The sequence below is a fragment of the Pseudomonas sp. GV085 genome (assembly GCF_003050925.1).
In the GTDB taxonomy this organism is placed as follows: domain Bacteria; phylum Pseudomonadota; class Gammaproteobacteria; order Pseudomonadales; family Pseudomonadaceae; genus Aquipseudomonas.
In genome coordinates this window covers 1-18,470 of record NZ_QAOV01000023.1, presented here as the reverse complement: position 1 = coordinate 18,470, position 18,470 = coordinate 1, and the positions used below count along the sequence as shown (strand labels likewise).

Annotated in this window: 16 protein-coding genes; 8 read left to right on the top strand and 8 right to left on the bottom strand. The window is 61.0% G+C overall.

The features are described from left to right. Window positions 1–12 precede the first annotated feature (12 nt). Both C8K63_RS29170 and C8K63_RS29165 read right to left on the bottom strand, forming a co-directional pair. Entirely contained in the window at window positions 13–762 is a 750-nt protein-coding gene (locus C8K63_RS29170) for a methyltransferase domain-containing protein (RefSeq protein ID WP_108219847.1), read from the bottom strand. Continuing rightward, window positions 762–1,064, bottom strand: coding sequence for a MazG-like family protein (locus C8K63_RS29165; protein WP_085727452.1), 303 nt, complete (start codon window positions 1,062–1,064; stop codon window positions 762–764). The genes C8K63_RS29170 and C8K63_RS29165 overlap by 1 nt, the downstream gene beginning before the upstream one ends. A 157-nt stretch (window positions 1,065–1,221) precedes the next feature. Here C8K63_RS29165 and C8K63_RS29160 point away from each other — a divergent pair, with 157 nt between their 5' ends. Together C8K63_RS29160 and C8K63_RS29155 are read left to right on the top strand one after the other, a co-directional pair. After that, the gene (locus tag C8K63_RS29160; protein WP_108219846.1) at window positions 1,222–1,515 is read left to right on the top strand and encodes a hypothetical protein; all 294 of its coding nucleotides are present in this window, start codon (window positions 1,222–1,224) and stop codon (window positions 1,513–1,515) included. Between the two features lie 154 nt (window positions 1,516–1,669). Further along, window positions 1,670–3,019, top strand: a complete 1,350-nt coding sequence (locus C8K63_RS29155) for an MATE family efflux transporter (protein ID WP_108219845.1) — start codon at window positions 1,670–1,672, stop codon at window positions 3,017–3,019. An 11-nt stretch (window positions 3,020–3,030) separates the two neighbouring features. Here the strand turns inward: C8K63_RS29155 and C8K63_RS29150 are convergent, their stop codons facing one another. From C8K63_RS29150 to C8K63_RS29125, 6 genes are all read right to left on the bottom strand, one after another. Beyond that, on the bottom strand, window positions 3,031–3,831 hold the full coding sequence (locus tag C8K63_RS29150) for a DUF4123 domain-containing protein (RefSeq protein ID WP_108219844.1): 801 nt from the start codon (window positions 3,829–3,831) through the stop codon (window positions 3,031–3,033). Further along, complete coding sequence (locus C8K63_RS29145) at window positions 3,828–5,147, bottom strand: type VI secretion system Vgr family protein (protein ID WP_108219843.1); 1,320 nt, start codon at window positions 5,145–5,147, stop codon at window positions 3,828–3,830. Before C8K63_RS29145 ends, C8K63_RS29150 begins: the two co-directional genes overlap by 4 nt. 232 nt (window positions 5,148–5,379) lie before the next feature. Then, the gene (gene speA, locus C8K63_RS29140) at window positions 5,380–7,293 is read right to left on the bottom strand and encodes an arginine decarboxylase (protein ID WP_108219842.1); all 1,914 of its coding nucleotides are present in this window, start codon (window positions 7,291–7,293) and stop codon (window positions 5,380–5,382) included. 218 nt (window positions 7,294–7,511) lie between these two features. After that, window positions 7,512–7,883, bottom strand: coding sequence for a translation initiation factor Sui1 (locus C8K63_RS29135; RefSeq protein ID WP_008053936.1), 372 nt, complete (start codon window positions 7,881–7,883; stop codon window positions 7,512–7,514). A 300-nt stretch (window positions 7,884–8,183) separates the two neighbouring features. Further along, entirely contained in the window at window positions 8,184–8,741 is a 558-nt protein-coding gene (locus C8K63_RS29130; protein ID WP_108219841.1) for an NUDIX hydrolase, read from the bottom strand. Window positions 8,742–8,744: 3 nt separating this feature from the next. Further along, entirely contained in the window at window positions 8,745–9,812 is a 1,068-nt protein-coding gene (locus C8K63_RS29125; protein WP_108219840.1) for a DUF2333 family protein, read from the bottom strand. A 487-nt stretch (window positions 9,813–10,299) separates the two neighbouring features. Between C8K63_RS29125 and gcbA the strand changes: the two genes are divergently transcribed. The 6 genes from gcbA to accC all read left to right on the top strand — a co-directional run bounded on the left by gcbA (window position 10,300) and on the right by accC (window position 18,328). Continuing rightward, a complete protein-coding gene (gcbA, locus tag C8K63_RS29120; RefSeq protein WP_108219839.1) occupies window positions 10,300–11,970 on the top strand; it encodes a diguanylate cyclase GcbA in 1,671 nt (556 codons plus the stop codon). 52 nt (window positions 11,971–12,022) lie between these two features. Next, the gene (locus C8K63_RS29115) at window positions 12,023–13,969 is read left to right on the top strand and encodes a methyl-accepting chemotaxis protein (RefSeq protein ID WP_108219838.1); all 1,947 of its coding nucleotides are present in this window, start codon (window positions 12,023–12,025) and stop codon (window positions 13,967–13,969) included. 163 nt (window positions 13,970–14,132) lie between these two features. Then, window positions 14,133–15,878 carry a protein-disulfide reductase DsbD gene (locus C8K63_RS29110; protein WP_108219837.1) on the top strand — a complete coding sequence of 582 codons (1,746 nt, stop codon included), beginning with the start codon at window positions 14,133–14,135 and terminating at the stop codon, window positions 15,876–15,878. Window positions 15,879–16,010: 132 nt separating this feature from the next. After that, complete coding sequence (gene aroQ / locus C8K63_RS29105; RefSeq protein ID WP_007971361.1) at window positions 16,011–16,466, top strand: type II 3-dehydroquinate dehydratase; 456 nt, start codon at window positions 16,011–16,013, stop codon at window positions 16,464–16,466. A gap of 24 nt (window positions 16,467–16,490) precedes the next feature. After that, complete coding sequence (gene accB / locus C8K63_RS29100; RefSeq protein ID WP_108219836.1) at window positions 16,491–16,952, top strand: acetyl-CoA carboxylase biotin carboxyl carrier protein; 462 nt, start codon at window positions 16,491–16,493, stop codon at window positions 16,950–16,952. A 17-nt stretch (window positions 16,953–16,969) separates the two neighbouring features. Then, window positions 16,970–18,328, top strand: a complete 1,359-nt coding sequence (gene accC / locus C8K63_RS29095; RefSeq protein WP_108219835.1) for an acetyl-CoA carboxylase biotin carboxylase subunit — start codon at window positions 16,970–16,972, stop codon at window positions 18,326–18,328. The last annotated feature ends 142 nt before the right edge of the window (window positions 18,329–18,470 follow it).

Here is an 18,470-nt window from a genome sequence, read left to right as displayed (position 1 = left end):
TTCGTGCTCCGATCAGACAGGCCGACAGATCCAGTGCAAGTAACGCCCAAGCCCGGCAAAGCTTGGATGACGGCGGTGGGCCAGCTCCATTTCCAACAGGTCCACGAGCTCGGCGCGGGCCTGGAATTCCACCGGCATGTAATCGTGAAAAACTCGCACGCCACTCTGTATTTCGACCTTCCATAAGCCTTCAAGTTGCGTCGCCAGCTCGCGCGGATCAAGGGGCTGCTGCGGGGTCAGGCTCTGCTTTTCGCCGGCCATGTCGTTCTTGCGCATCTTGCGGAAATGGCCCTTGAGCAAGTTGCGATAAATCAGCGCGTCGCGGTTGTAGAACGCCAGGGACAGCCAGCCGTCCGCCTTGGTCAGCTGATGCAGCACCGGCAGGATGGCGTGGGGTTCGGCCAGCCATTCCAGTACGGCGTGGCATAGCACCAGGTCGTAGGGCTCGGTGAGCTGCCCGAGCAGTTCCTGCCAGGGTGCCTGAATGAACGTGGCGCTCTGCCCGGCTTCGGCAAAACGCTGGCGGGCGCCTTCGAGCATCGGTTCGGCCGGCTCGGCGAGGGTCACCTGATGGCCGCGCTGGGCCAGCCACAACGACATATGGCCAAGGCCGGCGCCGATGTCCAGAACGCGCAACGGCCGGTCGGGCAAGGTTTCGGCCAGATCGGCCTGCAACACCGCCAGACGGATCGCACCTTTGGCACCGCCGTAGATTTTTTCGGCGAAACGGGTCGCCAGTTGATCGAAATGACGGTCGCTCATCAGCTGAACCTCCGTTCGCTGTCCGCCAGTTTGCTGCGCACCACGGCATCCATGTCCAGGCCCAGCTCACTGCACAACAGCAACAGATAAAGCACAATGTCACCGACTTCCTGCCCGGCGTGGGCAAGTTTGTCCGCCGGCAACTGGCGTGACTGGTCTTCGGTCAGCCACTGGAAAATCTCCACCAGCTCGGACATTTCCACGCTCGCGGCCATGGCCAGGTTTTTCGGGCTGTGAAATTGCCGCCAGTCATTGCGGTCACGGATGGCGTGCAGGCGTTCGGTCAGTTCAACAAGGTTCATCGGGCTCTCCTGAAGGCGTATAGCTTCGGGGGGATCACAGGTGAAGGCAAGGGGCAGAAGTTGCATGCTCACCTGTGCAACCCTCTATGCTTGTGGGGACTCGGCAGCATGATCGACAGCCCAAGACTCAATTCTCTTTAATCAGGACGTTCACTCCATGCAGGTAGAAGGTTTTTCCGAATGGCTCGGCCAGGTACTCGGCTCGATCATCCGCTTCATCGTTGATGCCCTCAGCGGGCTGTTCAATCTCTTGGGCAACGCCAGCAGCAATTTTGTCGAAGGCCTGTCCCAGGCACTGGGCATGGATACCTCGGTCATCAGCATCGTGACCTTGATCCTCGGTCTGATACTGCTGTGGTCGGCGATCCGCGCTTTTCTCAATGCGTCGTTCATCATGGGGATCATCTGGCTGGTGCTGGGGCTTTGGTTGCTCAGCTGGATCATCCACTGACACCATCAATTCCTGTAGGAGCCGGCTTGGCGGCGAAGGCGTCCTCCAATATTGCATCGCACTTGCGGACGCCTTCGCTGGCAAGCCAGCTCTTACATTGGAGCGCGGCATATCTGGAATGTGCCGCTACAATGCCTGCTCCCAAGGAGCCTGCATGTCCAACCTGACCGCCGACTGGCGCGACCGCCCTACCCATCGCCGGGTCTGGGCACTCGCCGCACCAATGATTCTTTCAAACATTTCCGTCCCGCTGGTGGCCCTGGTCGACAGCACCGTCATCGGTCACCTGCCCCATGCCCATCAACTTGGCGCCGTCGCGGTCGGGGCCAGCCTGTACACCTTCCTTGCCTGGGCCATGGGTTTTCTGCGCATGGGCTCCACCGGGTTCGCCGCCCAGGCGGCCGGACGCGGGGATGGTGCGGCTTTGCGGCAGATTCTATTACAAGGCCTGCTGCTCGCCATCGGCCTGGCCGTGGTGTTGGGTGCGGTGGGCGTGCCATTGAGCGGGATCGCGTTGCACTTCATGCAACCGTCGGCTGAGCTCGATCAACTGACCCGAGAGTTCTTCCACACCCGCCTGTTTGGCCTGCCGGCGGCGCTCGCCAGCTATGCACTGGTCGGCTGGTTTCTCGGCACCCAGAATGCCCGGGCGCCGCTGGCGATTTTGCTGAGCACCAACCTGGTCAACATTGCCCTGAACCTGTGGTTCGTCCTCGGCCTGGAATGGGGCGTGGTTGGTGCGGCCCGGGCTTCGGTAATTGCCGAATGGACGGGGGCACTGATCGGTTTGCTGATGACCCGCAAAGCCCTGCGCGCCTACCCCGGGCATATCGTCTGGGCGGCATTGGCACTGTGGCAGAGTTGGCGGCCATTGCTGGCGGTCAACCGCGACATCTTCATCCGCAGCCTGGCGCTGCAATCGGTGTTTTTCCTGATCACGGTGCAAGGCGCGCGGCTGGGCGATGCCACGGTCGCTGCCAATGCCCTGCTGCTCAATGGCTTGCTGCTGACCGCCCATGCCCTCGATGGCCTGGCCCACGCCGTCGAAGCCCTGTGCGGACATGCGCTTGGCGCCCGCAATCGCGATGCCCTGCGCCGTTCATTGGTGGTGGCCGGCGGCTGGTCGTTGCTGGCGAGCCTGGGCTTTGCCGCGCTGTTTCTGTTCGCCGGGCATCTGTTCATCGAGATGCAGACCGACATTCAAAGTGTGCGCGACACCGCTTTCATCTACCTGCCCTATCTCGCCGTACTGCCGCTGATTGCCGTCTGGAGTTACCTGCTCGACGGCCTGTTCATCGGCGCCACCCGCGCCCGGGAAATGCGCAACGGCATGCTGCTGACCGTGGCGCTGGTGCTGCCTTTCGGCTGGGCGCTGCAAGGCGGGGGCAACCATGGCCTGTGGATAACCTTTCTGGTGTTCATGCTGCTGCGCAGTCTGACCCTTGGCGCAATCGCCTGGCGCCTGCGCCGTCACGATGGCTGGTTCGCCGGCAGCACTCACTGAACGGGGCGACCTCATGACCAGGGTGGATCGTCCTGCCACAAGTGACGCAGGCTATCGAGGCGTTCCTGTTGAGTCCGCCCCGGCAACGGCTGCACGGGCACGGCGTCGGGATACTGCAAGCGCAGCCATATCCAGCCATCAAGCACCGGGCGCTCACTGAAACCCAACGCCACCCCTTCTTGCACATGGGCCCACAGGCGGGAGAAATCGGCACCGGTGGATTGGCTCCACCGCCAGGCCTGCTGCTCGAGCAGGCAGGTTTGCAGCTTTTCCTGTTGCCCGGCGCTGAGGTTCTCCTCAACTGCCAACGGGCTGACCGCCAGCCCCGGGTTGGACAAGCGCTGCCAGCCCTCACAGCCCATCGCGCGGTCGGCCCAGCTGCCACCGAACCAGCGCAACTGGTTGATGGGCCCGAGCCAGCGACTCAGTTCAACGGCATCGCAGGCATCGAAGAAATAGCTCGCCGTGATCGGGTTGTAGTAGCTCAAAAGGGCCCGGTGCAGGCCAAGCGTGACCGTGAGCATGCGCCGCAAATGCGCCAGCAACGACGCAGCGCTGGCCTCGCTGACCATCAGCAATCCGGGCCAGCGTTGTCCGTCGACTATGCATAAATCGGCCAGTGCCGGGCAGGTGCGCAGATCGACCAGGACCGGTCCCTGCTCATGCAGCGCATGCCACTCCGTACCCTCGAACAACCCGAAGCACCGGGCTTGTGCAAACATCTGCCGAAGTGTGACACCCGCCTGCGGCGTGCCCGGCACATCCAGCAACAGCCACTGCGGGGGTGCCTCGGGCGTGCGTGTGGCGATCATGCTCCAGAGCTCTGGCCAAGCTGCGTCGCCAGACGACAGGTGCACAACGCCTGTGCGCAATGGTTGAAACTGCCACCGCCGGGCAGCAGGCACAACACCAGCAATGGCTCTCCCGACCGCAACCATTGCTCCAGGCCCTCATCAGGGGCGCAGCCAGGCTGGGGGGTATCAGGGGCCGTCACTTCGACCGTTGCCGGCGCATGCAGCAGCCCGATTATCTGCGGTTGATCGGGATCGCCCTCGACAAATCCCACGACCAGCTCAGTCCCTTCCCGCAATGGCAAGAACGTCGATGCCTGCAGTTGCCTGGACAGGGGTAACCAGCAATGGCTGGGCGCAGCCCCTTCGCCCTGATAAAGCCAGTCGAACTGCACCGGTACCGGCCTTGCCGGGTCTGGGCCTGGTTCGTCGACCTCGACGACCCACGCCCGTTGCAGGCTATGCATTTGTGGTTTGACCGTCACACAGGGCGGCGCGAAGGGTGTCGGCCACTGCAGGGCACGGGCCTGATTGTGGTAAGGCGTCGCCGTATCCTGACCGCCCCAATGCTCAATGTGGGTCAGCAACCAGAGGCGATTGCATTCGGCAACCGGATGACCGGACAGCGGCATCAGCCAACCGCTGCGCAAGGTCATCAGGTCTGTCCGGCATTCGGCACTCTGCGCCGCGGTCCCACCGCAGTGCTGACGTTCGAACTGCCGCACCGCCGGCCAATCGCCCTCGCTGCGCAATACCGCAGGTTCGCCGGTTGGAAAATGCTGATGATCATCCCCAAACACCACACAGTGCCCGCGGGCCCGGTGTTCGAAGTGGTAGTGCAGCCGTTCCTGGGCGCACAGTCGCTGGAGAAACTGCAGATCCGACTCTCGATATTGCGTGCAGAAATCCCGGGGCGGGTATTCGCCGCTCAGCGCCAGACGTCGATCCTTGCCGGTAATGCCGTGTTCCTTGAGCACCCGGTCGAGGATTTGCGGCACTGAAAGGGCGCTGAAAATTCGTTGGCTGAAGCGCTGGGCCAGACAAGCCAGTTTTGGCCCCAGACGCACCTGGCAGAGCCGGGGTCCCGAGGCATGATCACGCTGGACGAGTTCATGCAATTGTCCATGCACGCAGTTTCCAGCTGGTCCGAAATGCAACGAGGCCGGGCGGTACAGCAAACTGGCAAGGTCAAGTACCGGGTCATCGATCAGCAGTTCCAGGTCGAACACGAACGGCTCGCTGATGGCCTCTTTACCGGTAAAGGCCAGGACCTCAAAGGAGTCGGGCAGACCTGCTACATCCAGACGAAATGACGGTTCGCTGACTGGATTGAACATCGGCGTTTCTCTACAGGAGGGGCGGCCGGGGATTCTCGCTGAGAGACATGGCCGAGTAGAGTGCCGAAATACAAATTAGGAAATAACCTACGCGAAAAGGAGACCAAATGCTTTGGGTGGCCGAGGACGCGGGAAATTTCGCCTGGAATAGGAGAATTGCCGCACCAGGTCATCTGAAATTTCCGCGGCAAACGGAAAATTTTCAGACAACCTGATGAGCGTGGCGCTTACCTCAGGAAGACAGGTAAGACGAACGGGTCAGCCCCAGACGCAAGGCATCGAGGAACTGCGTGCGCTCGGTGGCGCTGATGCGGGCACTGGCACACTTGTCGCGGTAGTGAGTCATCAGTTCCTCCGGCGACAAGTGCACGTAACGCAGCATGTCTTCGATGGTGTCGTGGGTTTCGATACCGGCGTGGTACACGCTACCGTCGGCGTTCTGGTAGATGTTCACCGAATCGGTGTCACCGAACAGGTTGTGCATGTCGCCAAGAATTTCCTGGTAGGCGCCCACCAGGAAGATCCCCAGCAGATAGTCTTCACCGTCATTCAGACCGTGCACCGGCAAGCTGGTCTCGATGCTCTGCTCGTCGACGTACTGCTTGATCTTGCCGTCGGAGTCGCAGGTCAGGTCTTGCAGCACGGCACGGCGCAGCGGCTCTTCGTCGAGACGGTGCAGCGGCAGGATCGGCAGGACCTGGCCGATGGCCCAGGTATCCGGCAGGCTCTGGAATACCGAGAAGTTGCAGATGTACTTGTCAGCCAGCTTGTCGTTGAGTTCGTCGAGCACCTGACGGTGGGAACGCTGACGAGCCTTCAACGAGTTGTGCAGGCGGCGGCAAACGGCGAAGTAGCATTGCTCGGCCAGGGCTTTTTGCGCCAGGGTCAGCTTGCCATCGGCGTATTGAGTGGCCACGTCGCTCATGTAGTGCGTGGCGCGCCAGTAGGTCTCGGTGACCATTTCGATGTCGGTCGGGCCTAGCAGGTCAACCAGCCACTGAACGGTTTCCGGCAGCTCTTCCTTGTTATCGATCTTCGGCACATCGTCGTTGTGTTTCTCGACGTCGGTCACCTGCACCACCAGCATGGCGTGGTGGGCGGTCAGGGAGCGGCCGCTTTCGGAGAAGATGTTCGGGTGCGGCAGGCTCTGCGCGTCGCAGAATTCCTTGAGCATCCCGACCACGACGCCGGCGTAATCGTCCATGTCGTAGTTGATCGAACTGGCGTTACGCGAGTGCGTGCCGTCGTAGTCCACGCCCAGACCGCCGCCGACGTCGATGTGATCCACCGGCAGGCCCAGGTTGCGCAACTCGCCGTAATAACGGATCGCTTCCTTGAAGCCGTGCTGGTAGTCAGCGAGGTTGGCGATCTGCGAGCCCATGTGAAAGTGCAGCAGGCGAATGCCCTGATCCAGACCGGCAGCGCGGAAACGCTCGACCACCGACAGCAGCTGCGCGGCCGACAGGCCGAACTTGGATTTCTCGCCGCCGGTGTCTGCCCACTTGCTCGACGCCAGGGACGACAGACGCACGCGCAAGCCGACCTGCGGCTTGACCTTGAGCGCCGCCGCTTCTTCGATCACCAGACCGACTTCGGATTCTTTCTCGATCACGATGAACACGTTGTGGCCGAGCTTCTGGCCCATCAGCGCCAGACGGATGAACTCGCGGTCCTTGTAACCATTGCAGACGATGGTGCCGCCCTTCGGCGCCAATGCCAGTACCGCCAGCAGTTCCGGCTTGGAACCGGCTTCCAGACCGATGGAAACGTTCTGGGTAGCAATGATGTTTTCGATCACCGCTTCCTGCTGGTTAACCTTGATCGGGTACAGCGCGGTGTACTTGCTCTGATATTCCAGGCGCTCGATGTTGGCGTCGAACGCACCGGTCAGCTGACGCACGCGGTCTTGCAGGATGTCGGGGAAACGCACCAGCAATGGCAAGGACAAACCGCTTTTGCGCAGTTGGTCGACTTGCTCGAACAGGTCGATAGGCGAACTGGTCGGGCCGTTCGGACGAACTTCGACGCGACCGGCGTCATTGATCGCGAAATACCCGGCCCCCCAATGGCGAATCCCGTAAACACTGCGGCTGTCCGCAACTGTCCATTGGCTGCCATCGTCTTTGCGTGTGCGTCGTACGGACATCGAAGTCCCCTATAAAGAAGTCATAGAGCGTCGCCTGGGTTCAGGCCGGCGCAGTCTAAAGTATGAAAATGACGGTTCGTCAACGAGGGGGTAGACCTCGCTGACCGCAGTGAGTTTAGAAACCGGTCATGAACAGGCTCTGTGAAAACCATGGAGACGACGCCAGACCAGAATGAATCGGGACTGGATCAAGCCGTGGGTGGTTTTCACAGAGGCTGCTAGCCGCCGGACTTCTTCGCTTTGAAACCGAGCTTGATCAGTTCTGCCAAGAGTAGCTCGACATGATCGCCCTGGATTTCGATGACACCGTCTTTCAGCGCCCCACCGGTACCGCAACGTTTCTTCAACGTCGTGGCGAGGTCCTTGAGCGCGTCTTCAGCTAACGGCACGCCGGTGATGGTGGTCACCGTCTTGCCGCCACGGCCCTTGCTTTCGCGACGCACGCGTGCGATGCCGTCGCCGGCAGGGATAACGGTCTGTTTGCAGATGCAGGCGTCCACCGGTTTACTGCATTCCGGGCAATGACGACCTGCGTCGGTGGAAAATACCAGGCCGCCCAGGGCGGCGAAGGATGCGGCTTTTTTGGCCACCGGCAATCCTCTTCGAGGACAAAGACTGGTCGCAGCACTTGGGAAGGCTATCGACCGCGAAGCCCCACTCAGGCAGGGGCAGCGCTACTGAAACGGTACAACATTCACTTCACTGTAGGAGCGAGCTTGCTCGCGATGGACGTCAACGATAACGCGGGCATCCAGAATGAACGCATCGTCTTTGAGTTCATCGCGAGCAAGCTCGCTCCTACAGCAATAACCAGCAATACCGGTTCAGTTTGAAAAGTCGCGCAGTGTAACGGCAAAAACGCCGATTGCTAAGAGCCAATCGGCGCCAATTTATAGCTGTTTTGCGACGTTGATCCGGCGTGAGCGCAAATAGCGCTTCAACGCGGCCAGAGAGTCCGGGCAATAAGGCTTTTGCCCGATTTCCAGCATGACCTGATCAATGGGAATAAAGCGCGCTTCCAGCACCTCTTCCGGTTGCAGGATCAACGGGCCGTCCCACACCGCCGAGAACGCCGAACACCACAGGCGATTGCCGGTGTCCTCGAAGAAAAAGTGGTCATGAGCGGTCAGTTCCACGCCACTCACTCCCAGTTCTTCCTCCAGCTCCCGGGCCGCCGACTCGGCGTAGGTTTCACTGGCGAGCACCATGCCGCCTGCCGCAACGTCCCAGTAACCGGGATAGATCGCCTTGCTCAGCGTGCGGCGATGCACGCACAACTCGCCAGCGGAATTGAACAACATGATGTAGGTGCCACGCCCGATCAGCCCACGCTCGCGCAAGTCGGAACGGACCAGGGCGCCGAGCAGGTTGTCCTGCTCGTCGACCCAGGCGATCTGTTCAGCATCGGACGCCGCGCGGTGCGCGGCTTCTCTGGCGTTATCGACCATGACTCAGCCCTGATTGAGCAATTGACGCAAATCGATCACCGCGGCGTTGGCCCGGGAAATGTAGTTGGCCATGACCAGCGAGTGGTTGGCCAGTACGCCGAAGCCACTGCCGTTGAGGATCATCGGGCTCCACACCGGCTCCTGCGACGCCTCCAGTTCACGAATGATCTGGCGCACGCTGACCGTGGCGTTCTTCTTTGCCAGTACGTCGGCGAAGTCGACTTCGATGGCGCGCAGCAAATGCGACAACGCCCAGGCCTGGCCACGGGCTTCGTAGAACACATTGTCGATTTGCAACCATGGGGTTTCAACGATTTCTTCATCGACCTGCGGCGCCACACCCGGTGCTACCACCTCGGTTTTCAACGCGGTGTTGAGCTTGACCCGGCCCACACTGGCCGACAGTCGTTGCGACAGCGAACCCAGACGGGTGCCGACATCACCCAGCCAGTTGTTCAGGTTATCGGCGCGGGCATAGAACAGCGCGCTCTTCTGGTTCGGATCGGACAGGCGCGCCTGATAGCGGCTCAGGGAGTTGATGCCTTCCTGATATTCGGACTCGCTGGACGGCAGCACCCAGCTCTTGTTGTCGAAGTTGAAACGCGGCTCGGCCTTGGCCAGGTCGGCGTCTTCGGCGGACTGCGACTGCGAACGGGCGAAGTCTTTACGCATTGCCCGGCTCAGGTCGCGGACCTGCACCAGCACGCCGTATTCCCAGCTCGGCATGTTGTCCATCCACAGGCCTGGCGGGAATCGGTCGTTGGAAATATAGCCGCCCGGTTTGGTCAGCAAGGTGCCGGCGACGGTCTTCAGGGTTTCCACCGTGGTGTAGCCGACGACCATCTGCTTGCCTTCTTTCTCGGCCGCCAGTTGAGCGGTCTGCTGGACCGGGAACAGCGCCGGCTCCTGGCTCCAGTACCAGCCCAGGACACTCGCCACCAACAGGTAGATGCCCAGCAAAGTGGCCAGCGCCCGGCTGAACAACAGACCGCCCAGATAACTGCGGGTCTCCGACTTCGGTTCAGCGGCACGTTCAGGCGCACTGCCTGTGCGGTTCTTCCAGTCCAGCATGGCGATTTCCTTTCAAGCTCTTGAGGTCAACGGTTCGACCACAACCATACAACAACGTGCCTTGGCCCGGCACCCGCCATCGCACCGATGCGGAAAATTACCGGTCTTGCGGATGAAAAGAGTTCCTGCCCACCCGATGAAGGTGTTGCCGTCGAAATCCTCCTAATGGTTTGGATGACACGTCCCAAGGGAATCCCTGACTCCCTGAAGCCAATAAAAACGGACCGGTCCGCACTGCTCAGACAGCCGTAAATGGCCAATGGCCTGTCACCCGCCAATTGCCGCCCTGCGCCCGTCAAGTGCCCTGATTCACGGCACTTCACCTCCGCACACGACGACTAGACAGCCCGACATCAGACCGATCGGTCACAAACTGAATGAAGCCACATTGCAGATTATTGACGTACAGCACTCATGTAATGGAAAAGTGGTGCTAGCATAGAGCCACCAGTCGACCTCAGTGTGCACCCTAACTAGTAGTCAGGATATGACCGAGCCAGAAGACCCCAGCCGCGAGCGCCTCAAGCACCACTTTGCCCAGCGGGTAATTCATCAGGCTCGTCAGATTCTTGAGATATGGCAGCGCCTGCAACGCAGTGAGTGGTCCACCGCCGACCTTTCGCAATTGAGCGAGGCCAATCTGCGCCTGTTGCGTTTCGCCGAGCGCTTCGAACAACCGGAACACACGCAATTGGCACGCCACATCGGTCAGTCCCTGGAGGCGGTCGACGCTAATCGCGGACGCCTGAGCAGCGGCCTGATCACCGACCTCAATCGCTTGATGCAGCGCCTGTCGCGTACTGGCCTGCGCCATGGCGACCAACTCGATCAGACCTTCCTGCCACCGCTGCGCAAGCCCGTCTATGTGATGCTGCAGGATCACGGCCGCGCCGAGCGCCTGGCCAAACAACTGGAATTCTTCGGGCTCAGTGCCCAGTCCCTGGACAGCGTAGATGCGTTTCGCTCATCGATGGTCGAGCGCTTGCCAGCGGCGATTGTCATGGACGTGGATTTCAGTGGCGCCGGTGTCGGTCTGAAACTGGCCGCCGAAGCCCAGGAAGGCCTGGACCATCGCTTGCCGCTGCTGTTTTTCAGCCTGCACGAAACCGACACCCCGACCCGCCTCGCCGCCGTGCGTGCCGGTGGTCAGGAGTTCCTTACCGGCACCCTCGAAGCGTCGAGCCTGCTGGAGAAAATCGAAGTCCTGACCTGCGTTGCCCAATACGAGCCTTATAAAGTGCTGATCATCGACGACTCCCGCGCCCAGGCCCTGCACACCGAGCGCCTGCTCAACAGTGCAGGGATCGTCACCCGGACGTTGATCGAGCCGATCCAGGCCATGGCCGAACTGGCGGATTTCCAGCCGGACCTGATCATCCTCGACATGTACATGCCGGCCTGCACCGGCACGGAACTGGCCAAGGTGATCCGCCATAACGACCGTTACGTCAGCGTGCCGATCATTTACCTGTCGGCCGAAGACGACCTGGACAAACAGCTCGACGCCATGAGCGAAGGCGGCGATGACTTCCTGACCAAACCGATCAAGCCCCGGCACCTGATCACTACCGTGCGTAACCGCGCGGCACGGGCACGCAACCTCAAGGCACGAATGGTCCGCGACAGTCTCACCGGTCTGTACAACCACACGCATATCCTGCAATTGCTCGAAGACTGCTCGTTCCGCGCCCGCCGCGAAAGCAAGCCGCTGAGCTTTGCCATGCTCGACATCGACCATTTCAAACGGGTCAATGACAGCCACGGCCACCCCATGGGCGACCGGGTGATCAAGAGCCTGGCGCTGTTTCTCAAGCAACGCCTGCGCAAAACCGACTTCATTGGCCGCTACGGTGGTGAAGAGTTCGCCATTGTCATGCCGGACACCGATATCGAAGCGGCCTACAACGTGCTCGATGAAATCCGACAGCGCTTTGCCGAGATTCACTACCCCGCACAACCTCAGGATCTGTGGTGCACCTTCAGCGCCGGGTTGGTGGAGTTATGCGAAAACTCCGACAGCCTGATGATGGCCAGTCAGGCAGATGATGCGCTGTATCGCGCCAAACATGGCGGACGCAATCGAATACAGGCCGCTCGCACATCAAAGCAAAGTGCCACTTTTTTATCGGAATCGACCGATACAGTCATAACCCTGTAACAGAAACGCAATAACTTCAGGCACTTACCATTTCTGCCGTTGGTAGTCCGTAATGCGCCTGAAGCTGCTGACCAATCTCAATACCCTCCTTCTGGTGGCCGTGTGCATGGCCCTCGGCGCTACGCTGTGGTGGTCGCAGAAAGCCCTTGAGCGTCCGTATCTATTAATGGAGCGCTACCTGGGCCTGTCGCAGCAATTTCAGAATGAAGTCGCCCGCAGTGTCGAGGATTACCTCGCCAGCGGCGATGCATTGCGCCTGAGCAGTGCCGCCCAAGGCATCGACAACCTGCAAAAAGAACTCGGCGAATTGCCACCGGCCTTGGCCGAGACATTGCGCCCCAGCCTGTCGACCCTTGAAGCGTTCAGCAAAACCGACCTGCTGGCCGCCGGCAAACTGGCCGGCGATCCGCAGGCTTTGCTGCTGCAAGCCGAGCGTGAACTGGGTGCCAGTCTCGATCAGCTCAGCCAGTACGCCAGTGGCAATACGGCCTACCTGACGCCACTGCTCAGCGCATCGCAGCACCTGGGTAAGTTGTCCCTCGCGCGGGACAAACTGGTCAGCAGCGGCCGCAGCGAACTGGCCGCCGACGTCGAACGTGAAGTGGCCAACATCCGCACCCAGGCCGAAAAACTGGACGCCTTGCCCTTGCTGGGCGTGACCACCAGCAGCGAGTCGAACACCGATGATTTCGCCTCGATGATGGGCCTTGAGAACAAGGAAAAAACCGTCGCCGAAGATGCTGGCGTTGGCATCAAGCGCGAACTCAACAGCCTGCTCACCCGCTATCCGGCCGAGCTCACACGCACTCGCGATCAAATCCAGAGACGCGCCGACCTCAGCGCTGCGACTCACGTGAAAATCGCCGACGTGCAACAGACCATTGCCAGGCTGGAACCGGTGGTGCGCGCCCAGCACGGGCAGATCCAGGGTGAAGTGCGGCTGATGCAAGGCGTGATGATCGGCTTGATTCTGCTGATCGCACTGCTGATAGACACCCTGCAGCGCAAACTGGCCCGGACCCTGACCAACCTCGCCCCGGCCCTGTCGACCTGGGCCGAAGGCGACTTCAGCCGCGACATTCAACTGGGCAACACCAACCGCGAACTGCATGACATTGAAGCGTCGCTCAACCGCTTGCGCGCCTATCTGGTGGACCTGGTGGGGACCATTCGCCGCAACGCCGAACAGGTGGCCGGCAGCAGCCGCACCCTGGCTGACCTGAGCAACGACCTGCACAGCGGCGCCGAGCATCAGGCCGGCGACACGGCGCTGATCCGCGATTCCCTCAGTGAGCTGGAAGCGACCATCCAACAAGTCGCCGGCGATGCCAGCCAGGCCGCCGACGCCAGCCGCCACGCTGGCCTCGCCGTGGAGCATGGACAGAAAGTCATCGGCCTGAGCCTCACCGGCCTGCATGCGCTGGTGGATGAAGTGCAAGGCAATGCACAAATGATTGAACACCTGGCCGAAGAGTCGGCCACCATCGGCGGCGTGTTGACGGTGATTCGCTCGATTGCCGACCAGACCAACCTGCTGGCCTTGAACGCCGCCATCGAGGCGGCCCGGGCCGGGGAAATGGGCCGAGGCTTTGCCGTGGTGGCCGAAGAGGTGCGCTCACTGGCGCAACGTACCGCCGGGGCCACGGCGCAAATCCAGACGCTGATCGCAGGGCTGCAAACCGCCGCACGGCAATCGGTGGAAGGCATGCGCGCCCAGGTCGAACATGCCGAAGCCACGGCCAGCCAGGCCCAGGCCGCTGACGGCGCGCTGGATAAAATCGTCGGGGCGATCCAGACCATTTCCGACACGGCGATACGAATTGCTGATGTCACTGCCCAGCAGAGCGGTGCTGTCAGTGAGATCCGTGACCACAGCGAGCGGATTCACCAGCTGGGTGGGGATAACTTGTTGCGTATCGGCGAAGGGCGTGAGCAGGGAGAAAATCTTCTGGTGCTGGGAGGTCGACTGCATACAGCCGTTCAGGCCTTCCGCGTCTGACAGATAGCCATCGCGAGCAGGCTCGCTCCTACACTTGAAATGCATTCCCCTGTAGGAGCGAGCCTGCTCGCGATAGCGTCAGGCAATCCACCACAAAACTGTCGCTCTGCACGCCCCGCCGCCGTCCGCTATCATCCCCCCAATTCCGATACGCGAGATTGTCATGCGCCGTTTGCTTTGCCTGCTGTTATTAGTGTTCGCCCTGCCGGCCAGCGCCACTGGTCTGCTGGAGAACCGGCCCAGCTCAAGCCTGGGCTCGATCAACAACAGCGCCGACTTCCTGCCGGTGCGCGAAGCCTTTCAACTGAGTCTGGTAGAAAGCACGCCGCAATCGATCAAACTGCGCTTCGTCGCCACCGAAGGTTATTACCTCTACCGGCACCGTTTTCAGTTTCGCGCCGATCCCGCCGATGTTGTCCTCGGCGCGGCGAAACTGCCCGACGGCCAGAAAAAACACGATGAATACTTCGGCGATGTCGAGGTCTACCACGGCATTCTCGACGTCGAGTTGCCGCGCACCGACCAACGTGCCTTCACTCTGGCCGTGACCTATCAGGGTTGCGCCGACAAAGGCCTGTGCTATCCGCCGGAAACCGAGCGACTGAGCATCGACGGCAGCGGCGCTCCAGCGACGGTTTATCCATGGAGCTGGCGCGAACTGGTATTGTTTTTCCTCGCGGGTCTGGGCCTGACTTTCACGCCATGCGTGCTGCCCATGCTGCCGATCCTGTCCGGTGTGGTGCTGCGCGGTCAGGTCGGCGGCTGGCGCGGTTTCAATCTGTCACTGGCCTATGTGCTGCCGATGGCCGCCTGCTTTGCCCTGCTCGGTGCGCTGATGGGGCTGTTCGGTGCCCAGCTCAATCTGCAGGCGCGGCTGCAATCGGCCTGGGTGCTGGTACCCTTCGCGATGTTTTTTGCGCTGTTCGCACTGGCGATGTTCGGCGTCTTCGAACTCAAATTGCCGCACGCCATCAGCAGTCGCCTGGACCGCATCGCCGGTCGCACCAAAGGCGGTTCACTGTGGGGGGCTGCGGTGTTGGGCGTGGTCTCCAGCTTGCTGGTTTCACCCTGTGTTTCGGCGCCCTTGGCCGGCGCACTGCTGTACATCAGCGCCAGTGGCGATGCGCTGGGCGGCGGCTTGAAACTGTTCATGCTCGGTCTCGGCATGGGCGCACCACTGTTGCTGGTGGCCACCGGTGGCGCAGCCTGGCTGCCGAAAAGCGGGCCGTGGCTGGTCTACGTGAAAAACGCGATCGGTGTGTTATTGCTGGGACTGGCGATCGGCCTGCTCAGCCGCGTCTTGCCCGGCCAGGTCACCTTGCTGTTGATCGGTCTGCTGGCCGGTGGCGTCGGGCTGTTCATGGGCGCGCTGGAATTCGTCTACAAACCGCCGCGCGAGCGCCTCGTACAGTTGCTCGCAATGTTCCTGGTGTTTTACGCCCTGGCCTGCTGGTACGGCGCGCTCAGCGGCCAGACCGACCCGTTCAACCCGATTGGCCAGCCGCGCGTCGTCGAGAGCAACCAGCCTGTGCAAGGCACCAGCGCCTGGCAAACCGTCAGCACTTCCGCCGATCTGGACCGCACGCTCGCCGAGGCCCGGTCGTCCGGTACACCGCTGCTGCTCGACTGGTATGCCGACTGGTGCATCAGCTGCAAAGTCATCGAACATGAGGTGCTGGTCGACCCAGTCGTCGTCGAACGCCTCAAGGGTTACCGGCTGATCCGCTTCGATATCACCGCCAGCAACGCCGAACAGCGCACCCTGCTCGACCGTTATCAATTGTTCGGCCCACCGGCCCTGATGTTTTTCGGCAAGGATGGCGTCGAACGTGCCGATGTGCGGGTGATCGGCGAGATCAACGCCAAAGACTTCGCCGAGCGCGTTACCCGGGCGAATGACCCAATTTAATCGAGCAGTCATATATTTCGCGCAAACATCGGTCATTGTGCTGGCTATTGCAGAGAACTGGACAGTCACAAAGGCTTTGCGGCATAGTCGCCGGGTTCTGACCATTGCTCACAGATAACATAGGAACCGCCGATGGCGACGTTACTCGTTCTGCACGGACCCAACCTGAACTTGCTCGGCACCCGCGAACCGGGCACCTACGGCGCCACGACGCTGGCGCAGATCAACCAGGACCTGGAACGCCGTGCCCGCGAAGCCGGTCACCATTTGCTGCACCTGCAAAGCAATGCCGAGTACGAATTGATCGACCGCATTCACGCTGCCCGCAGCGAAGGCGTGGACTTCATTCTGATCAACCCAGCAGCTTTTACACATACAAGTGTCGCATTACGTGACGCGCTGCTGGCGGTGAGCATCCCATTCATCGAAGTGCATTTGTCTAACGTGCACAAACGCGAACCTTTCCGCCATCACTCTTACTTCTCCGATGTAGCGGTGGGAGTGATCTGCGGCCTTGGCGCCAGCGGTTATCGACTGGCCCTGGAGGCCGCCCTGGAACAGCTTGAACAACAAGTTAACCGCCCCTGACCGACCCTTGGGAGTTGATGATTCATGGATATCCGTAAAGTTAAGAAACTGATCGAATTGCTGGAAGAGTCCGGCATCGACGAGCTCGAGATCAAGGAAGGCGAAGAGTCCGTACGCATCAGCCGTCATAGCAAGACCCCGGCTCAGCAGTACTATGCGCCGGCTCCAATGCATGCTCCGGCTGCCGCGCCTGTCGCCGCTGCTCCGGCTGCCGCTGCCGCACCGGTTGCTGCCGCCGCGCCCGCACTGAACGGCACCGTTGCCCGTTCGCCGATGGTCGGTACTTTCTATCGCAAGTCTTCGCCAAGCTCGCCGTCCTTCGTGGAAGTCGGCCAGACCGTGAAGAAAGGTGACACCCTGTGCATCGTTGAAGCCATGAAGATGATGAACCACATCGAAGCTGAAACCAGCGGTGTGATCGAATCCATCCTCGTCGAAGACGGCCAGCCGGTTGAGTACGACCAACCGCTGTTCACCATCGTTTGAACCGCGGAGAGCCTTTGATGACTGCGAAGTTGGAAAAAGTTCTGATCGCCAACCGCGGTGAGATCGCCCTGCGGATCCTGCGCGCCTGCAAAGAAATGGGCATCAAGACCGTCGCCGTTTACTCCAAGGCTGACAAGGAACTGATGCACCTGGGCCTGGCAGACGAATCCGTCTGCATCGGTCCGGCATCGGCCGCCCACTCCTACCTGCACATTCCGGCAATCATCGCCGCGGCCGAAGTGACTGGTGCCACCGCCATTCACCCGGGCTACGGCTTCCTTGCGGAAAACGCCGACTTCGCCGAACAGGTCGAGAAATCCGGCTTCGCGTTCATTGGCCCGAAAGCCGAAACCATTCGCCTGATGGGCGACAAGGTATCGGCCAAGCACGCCATGATCGCTGCCGGCGTACCGACTGTTCCAGGTTCTGACGGCCCGCTGCCGGAAGACGAAGAAACCGCTCTGCGCATCGGTCGCGAAGTCGGTTACCCGGTGATCATCAAGGCCGCTGGCGGCGGCGGTGGTCGCGGCATGCGCGTTGTGCACAAAGAAGAAGACCTGATTGCCTCGGCGAAACTGACCCGCTCCGAAGCAGGCGCGGCGTTCGGCAACCCGATGGTCTATCTGGAAAAATTCCTGACCAACCCACGTCACGTGGAAGTCCAGGTACTTTCCGATGGCCAGGGCCACGCTATCCATCTGGGCGACCGCGACTGCTCGCTGCAACGTCGTCACCAGAAGGTTCTCGAAGAAGCACCGGCACCGGGCATCGACGAGAACGCACGCGAGGAAGTACTCGCACGCTGCGTCAGGGCGTGCATCGATATCGGCTACCGTGGCGCAGGCACTTTCGAGTTCCTGTACGAAAACGGCCACTTCTACTTCATCGAGATGAACACTCGTGTCCAGGTAGAGCACCCGGTTTCGGAAATGGTCACCGGCATCGACATCGTCAAGGAGATGCTCAGCATCGCCGCCGGCAACAAGCTGTCGTTCACCCAGAATGACGTGGTCATCCGCGGTCACGCACTGGAATGCCGGATCAACGCCGAAGACCCGAAAACCTTCATGCCGAGCCCGGGCACGGTCAAGCATTTCCACGCTCCAGGCGGCAACGGCGTTCGTGTCGACTCGCACCTGTACAGTGGCTATGCCGTTCCGCCGAACTACGACTCGTTGATCGGCAAGCTGATCACCTACGGCGCAACCCGTGATGAAGCCATGGCACGCATGCGCAATGCGCTGGACGAAATCGTGGTCGACGGGATCAAGACCAACATCCCGCTGCACCGCGACCTGACCCGCGATGAAGGCTTCTGCAAAGGGGGCGTGAACATTCACTACCTCGAGCACAAGCTGGCTGGCGAGAAGCACTAAGCTTCGACCCGATCAACAAAGCCGCCTTCGGGCGGCTTTGTTGTTTTGTAGGAGGGGCCGCCTCGTCTTCGACGCCGCGCTGTCGCGCAGCAAACTGAGGGAGCTAGAGTTGAAGAGCGTGCGCGGGGCAGAGACCGTCATT

Coding starts and splice junctions, on each gene's coding strand:
- C8K63_RS29115 (WP_108219838.1), top strand. CDS start 12,023: ATGCGCCTGAAGCTGCTGACCAATCTCAATACCCTCCTTCTGGTGGCC.
- C8K63_RS29150 (WP_108219844.1), bottom strand. CDS start 3,831: ATGATCGCCACACGCACGCCCGAGGCACCCCCGCAGTGGCTGTTGCTG.
- C8K63_RS29165 (WP_085727452.1), bottom strand. CDS start 1,064: ATGAACCTTGTTGAACTGACCGAACGCCTGCACGCCATCCGTGACCGC.
- C8K63_RS29170 (WP_108219847.1), bottom strand. CDS start 762: ATGAGCGACCGTCATTTCGATCAACTGGCGACCCGTTTCGCCGAAAAA.
- C8K63_RS29130 (WP_108219841.1), bottom strand. CDS start 8,741: ATGGTCGATAACGCCAGAGAAGCCGCGCACCGCGCGGCGTCCGATGCT.
- aroQ (WP_007971361.1), top strand. CDS start 16,011: ATGGCGACGTTACTCGTTCTGCACGGACCCAACCTGAACTTGCTCGGC.
- C8K63_RS29160 (WP_108219846.1), top strand. CDS start 1,222: ATGCAGGTAGAAGGTTTTTCCGAATGGCTCGGCCAGGTACTCGGCTCG.
- C8K63_RS29110 (WP_108219837.1), top strand. CDS start 14,133: ATGCGCCGTTTGCTTTGCCTGCTGTTATTAGTGTTCGCCCTGCCGGCC.
- speA (WP_108219842.1), bottom strand. CDS start 7,293: ATGTCCGTACGACGCACACGCAAAGACGATGGCAGCCAATGGACAGTT.
- C8K63_RS29155 (WP_108219845.1), top strand. CDS start 1,670: ATGTCCAACCTGACCGCCGACTGGCGCGACCGCCCTACCCATCGCCGG.
- accC (WP_108219835.1), top strand. CDS start 16,970: ATGACTGCGAAGTTGGAAAAAGTTCTGATCGCCAACCGCGGTGAGATC.
- accB (WP_108219836.1), top strand. CDS start 16,491: ATGGATATCCGTAAAGTTAAGAAACTGATCGAATTGCTGGAAGAGTCC.
- gcbA (WP_108219839.1), top strand. CDS start 10,300: ATGACCGAGCCAGAAGACCCCAGCCGCGAGCGCCTCAAGCACCACTTT.
- C8K63_RS29125 (WP_108219840.1), bottom strand. CDS start 9,812: ATGCTGGACTGGAAGAACCGCACAGGCAGTGCGCCTGAACGTGCCGCT.
- C8K63_RS29145 (WP_108219843.1), bottom strand. CDS start 5,147: ATGTTCAATCCAGTCAGCGAACCGTCATTTCGTCTGGATGTAGCAGGT.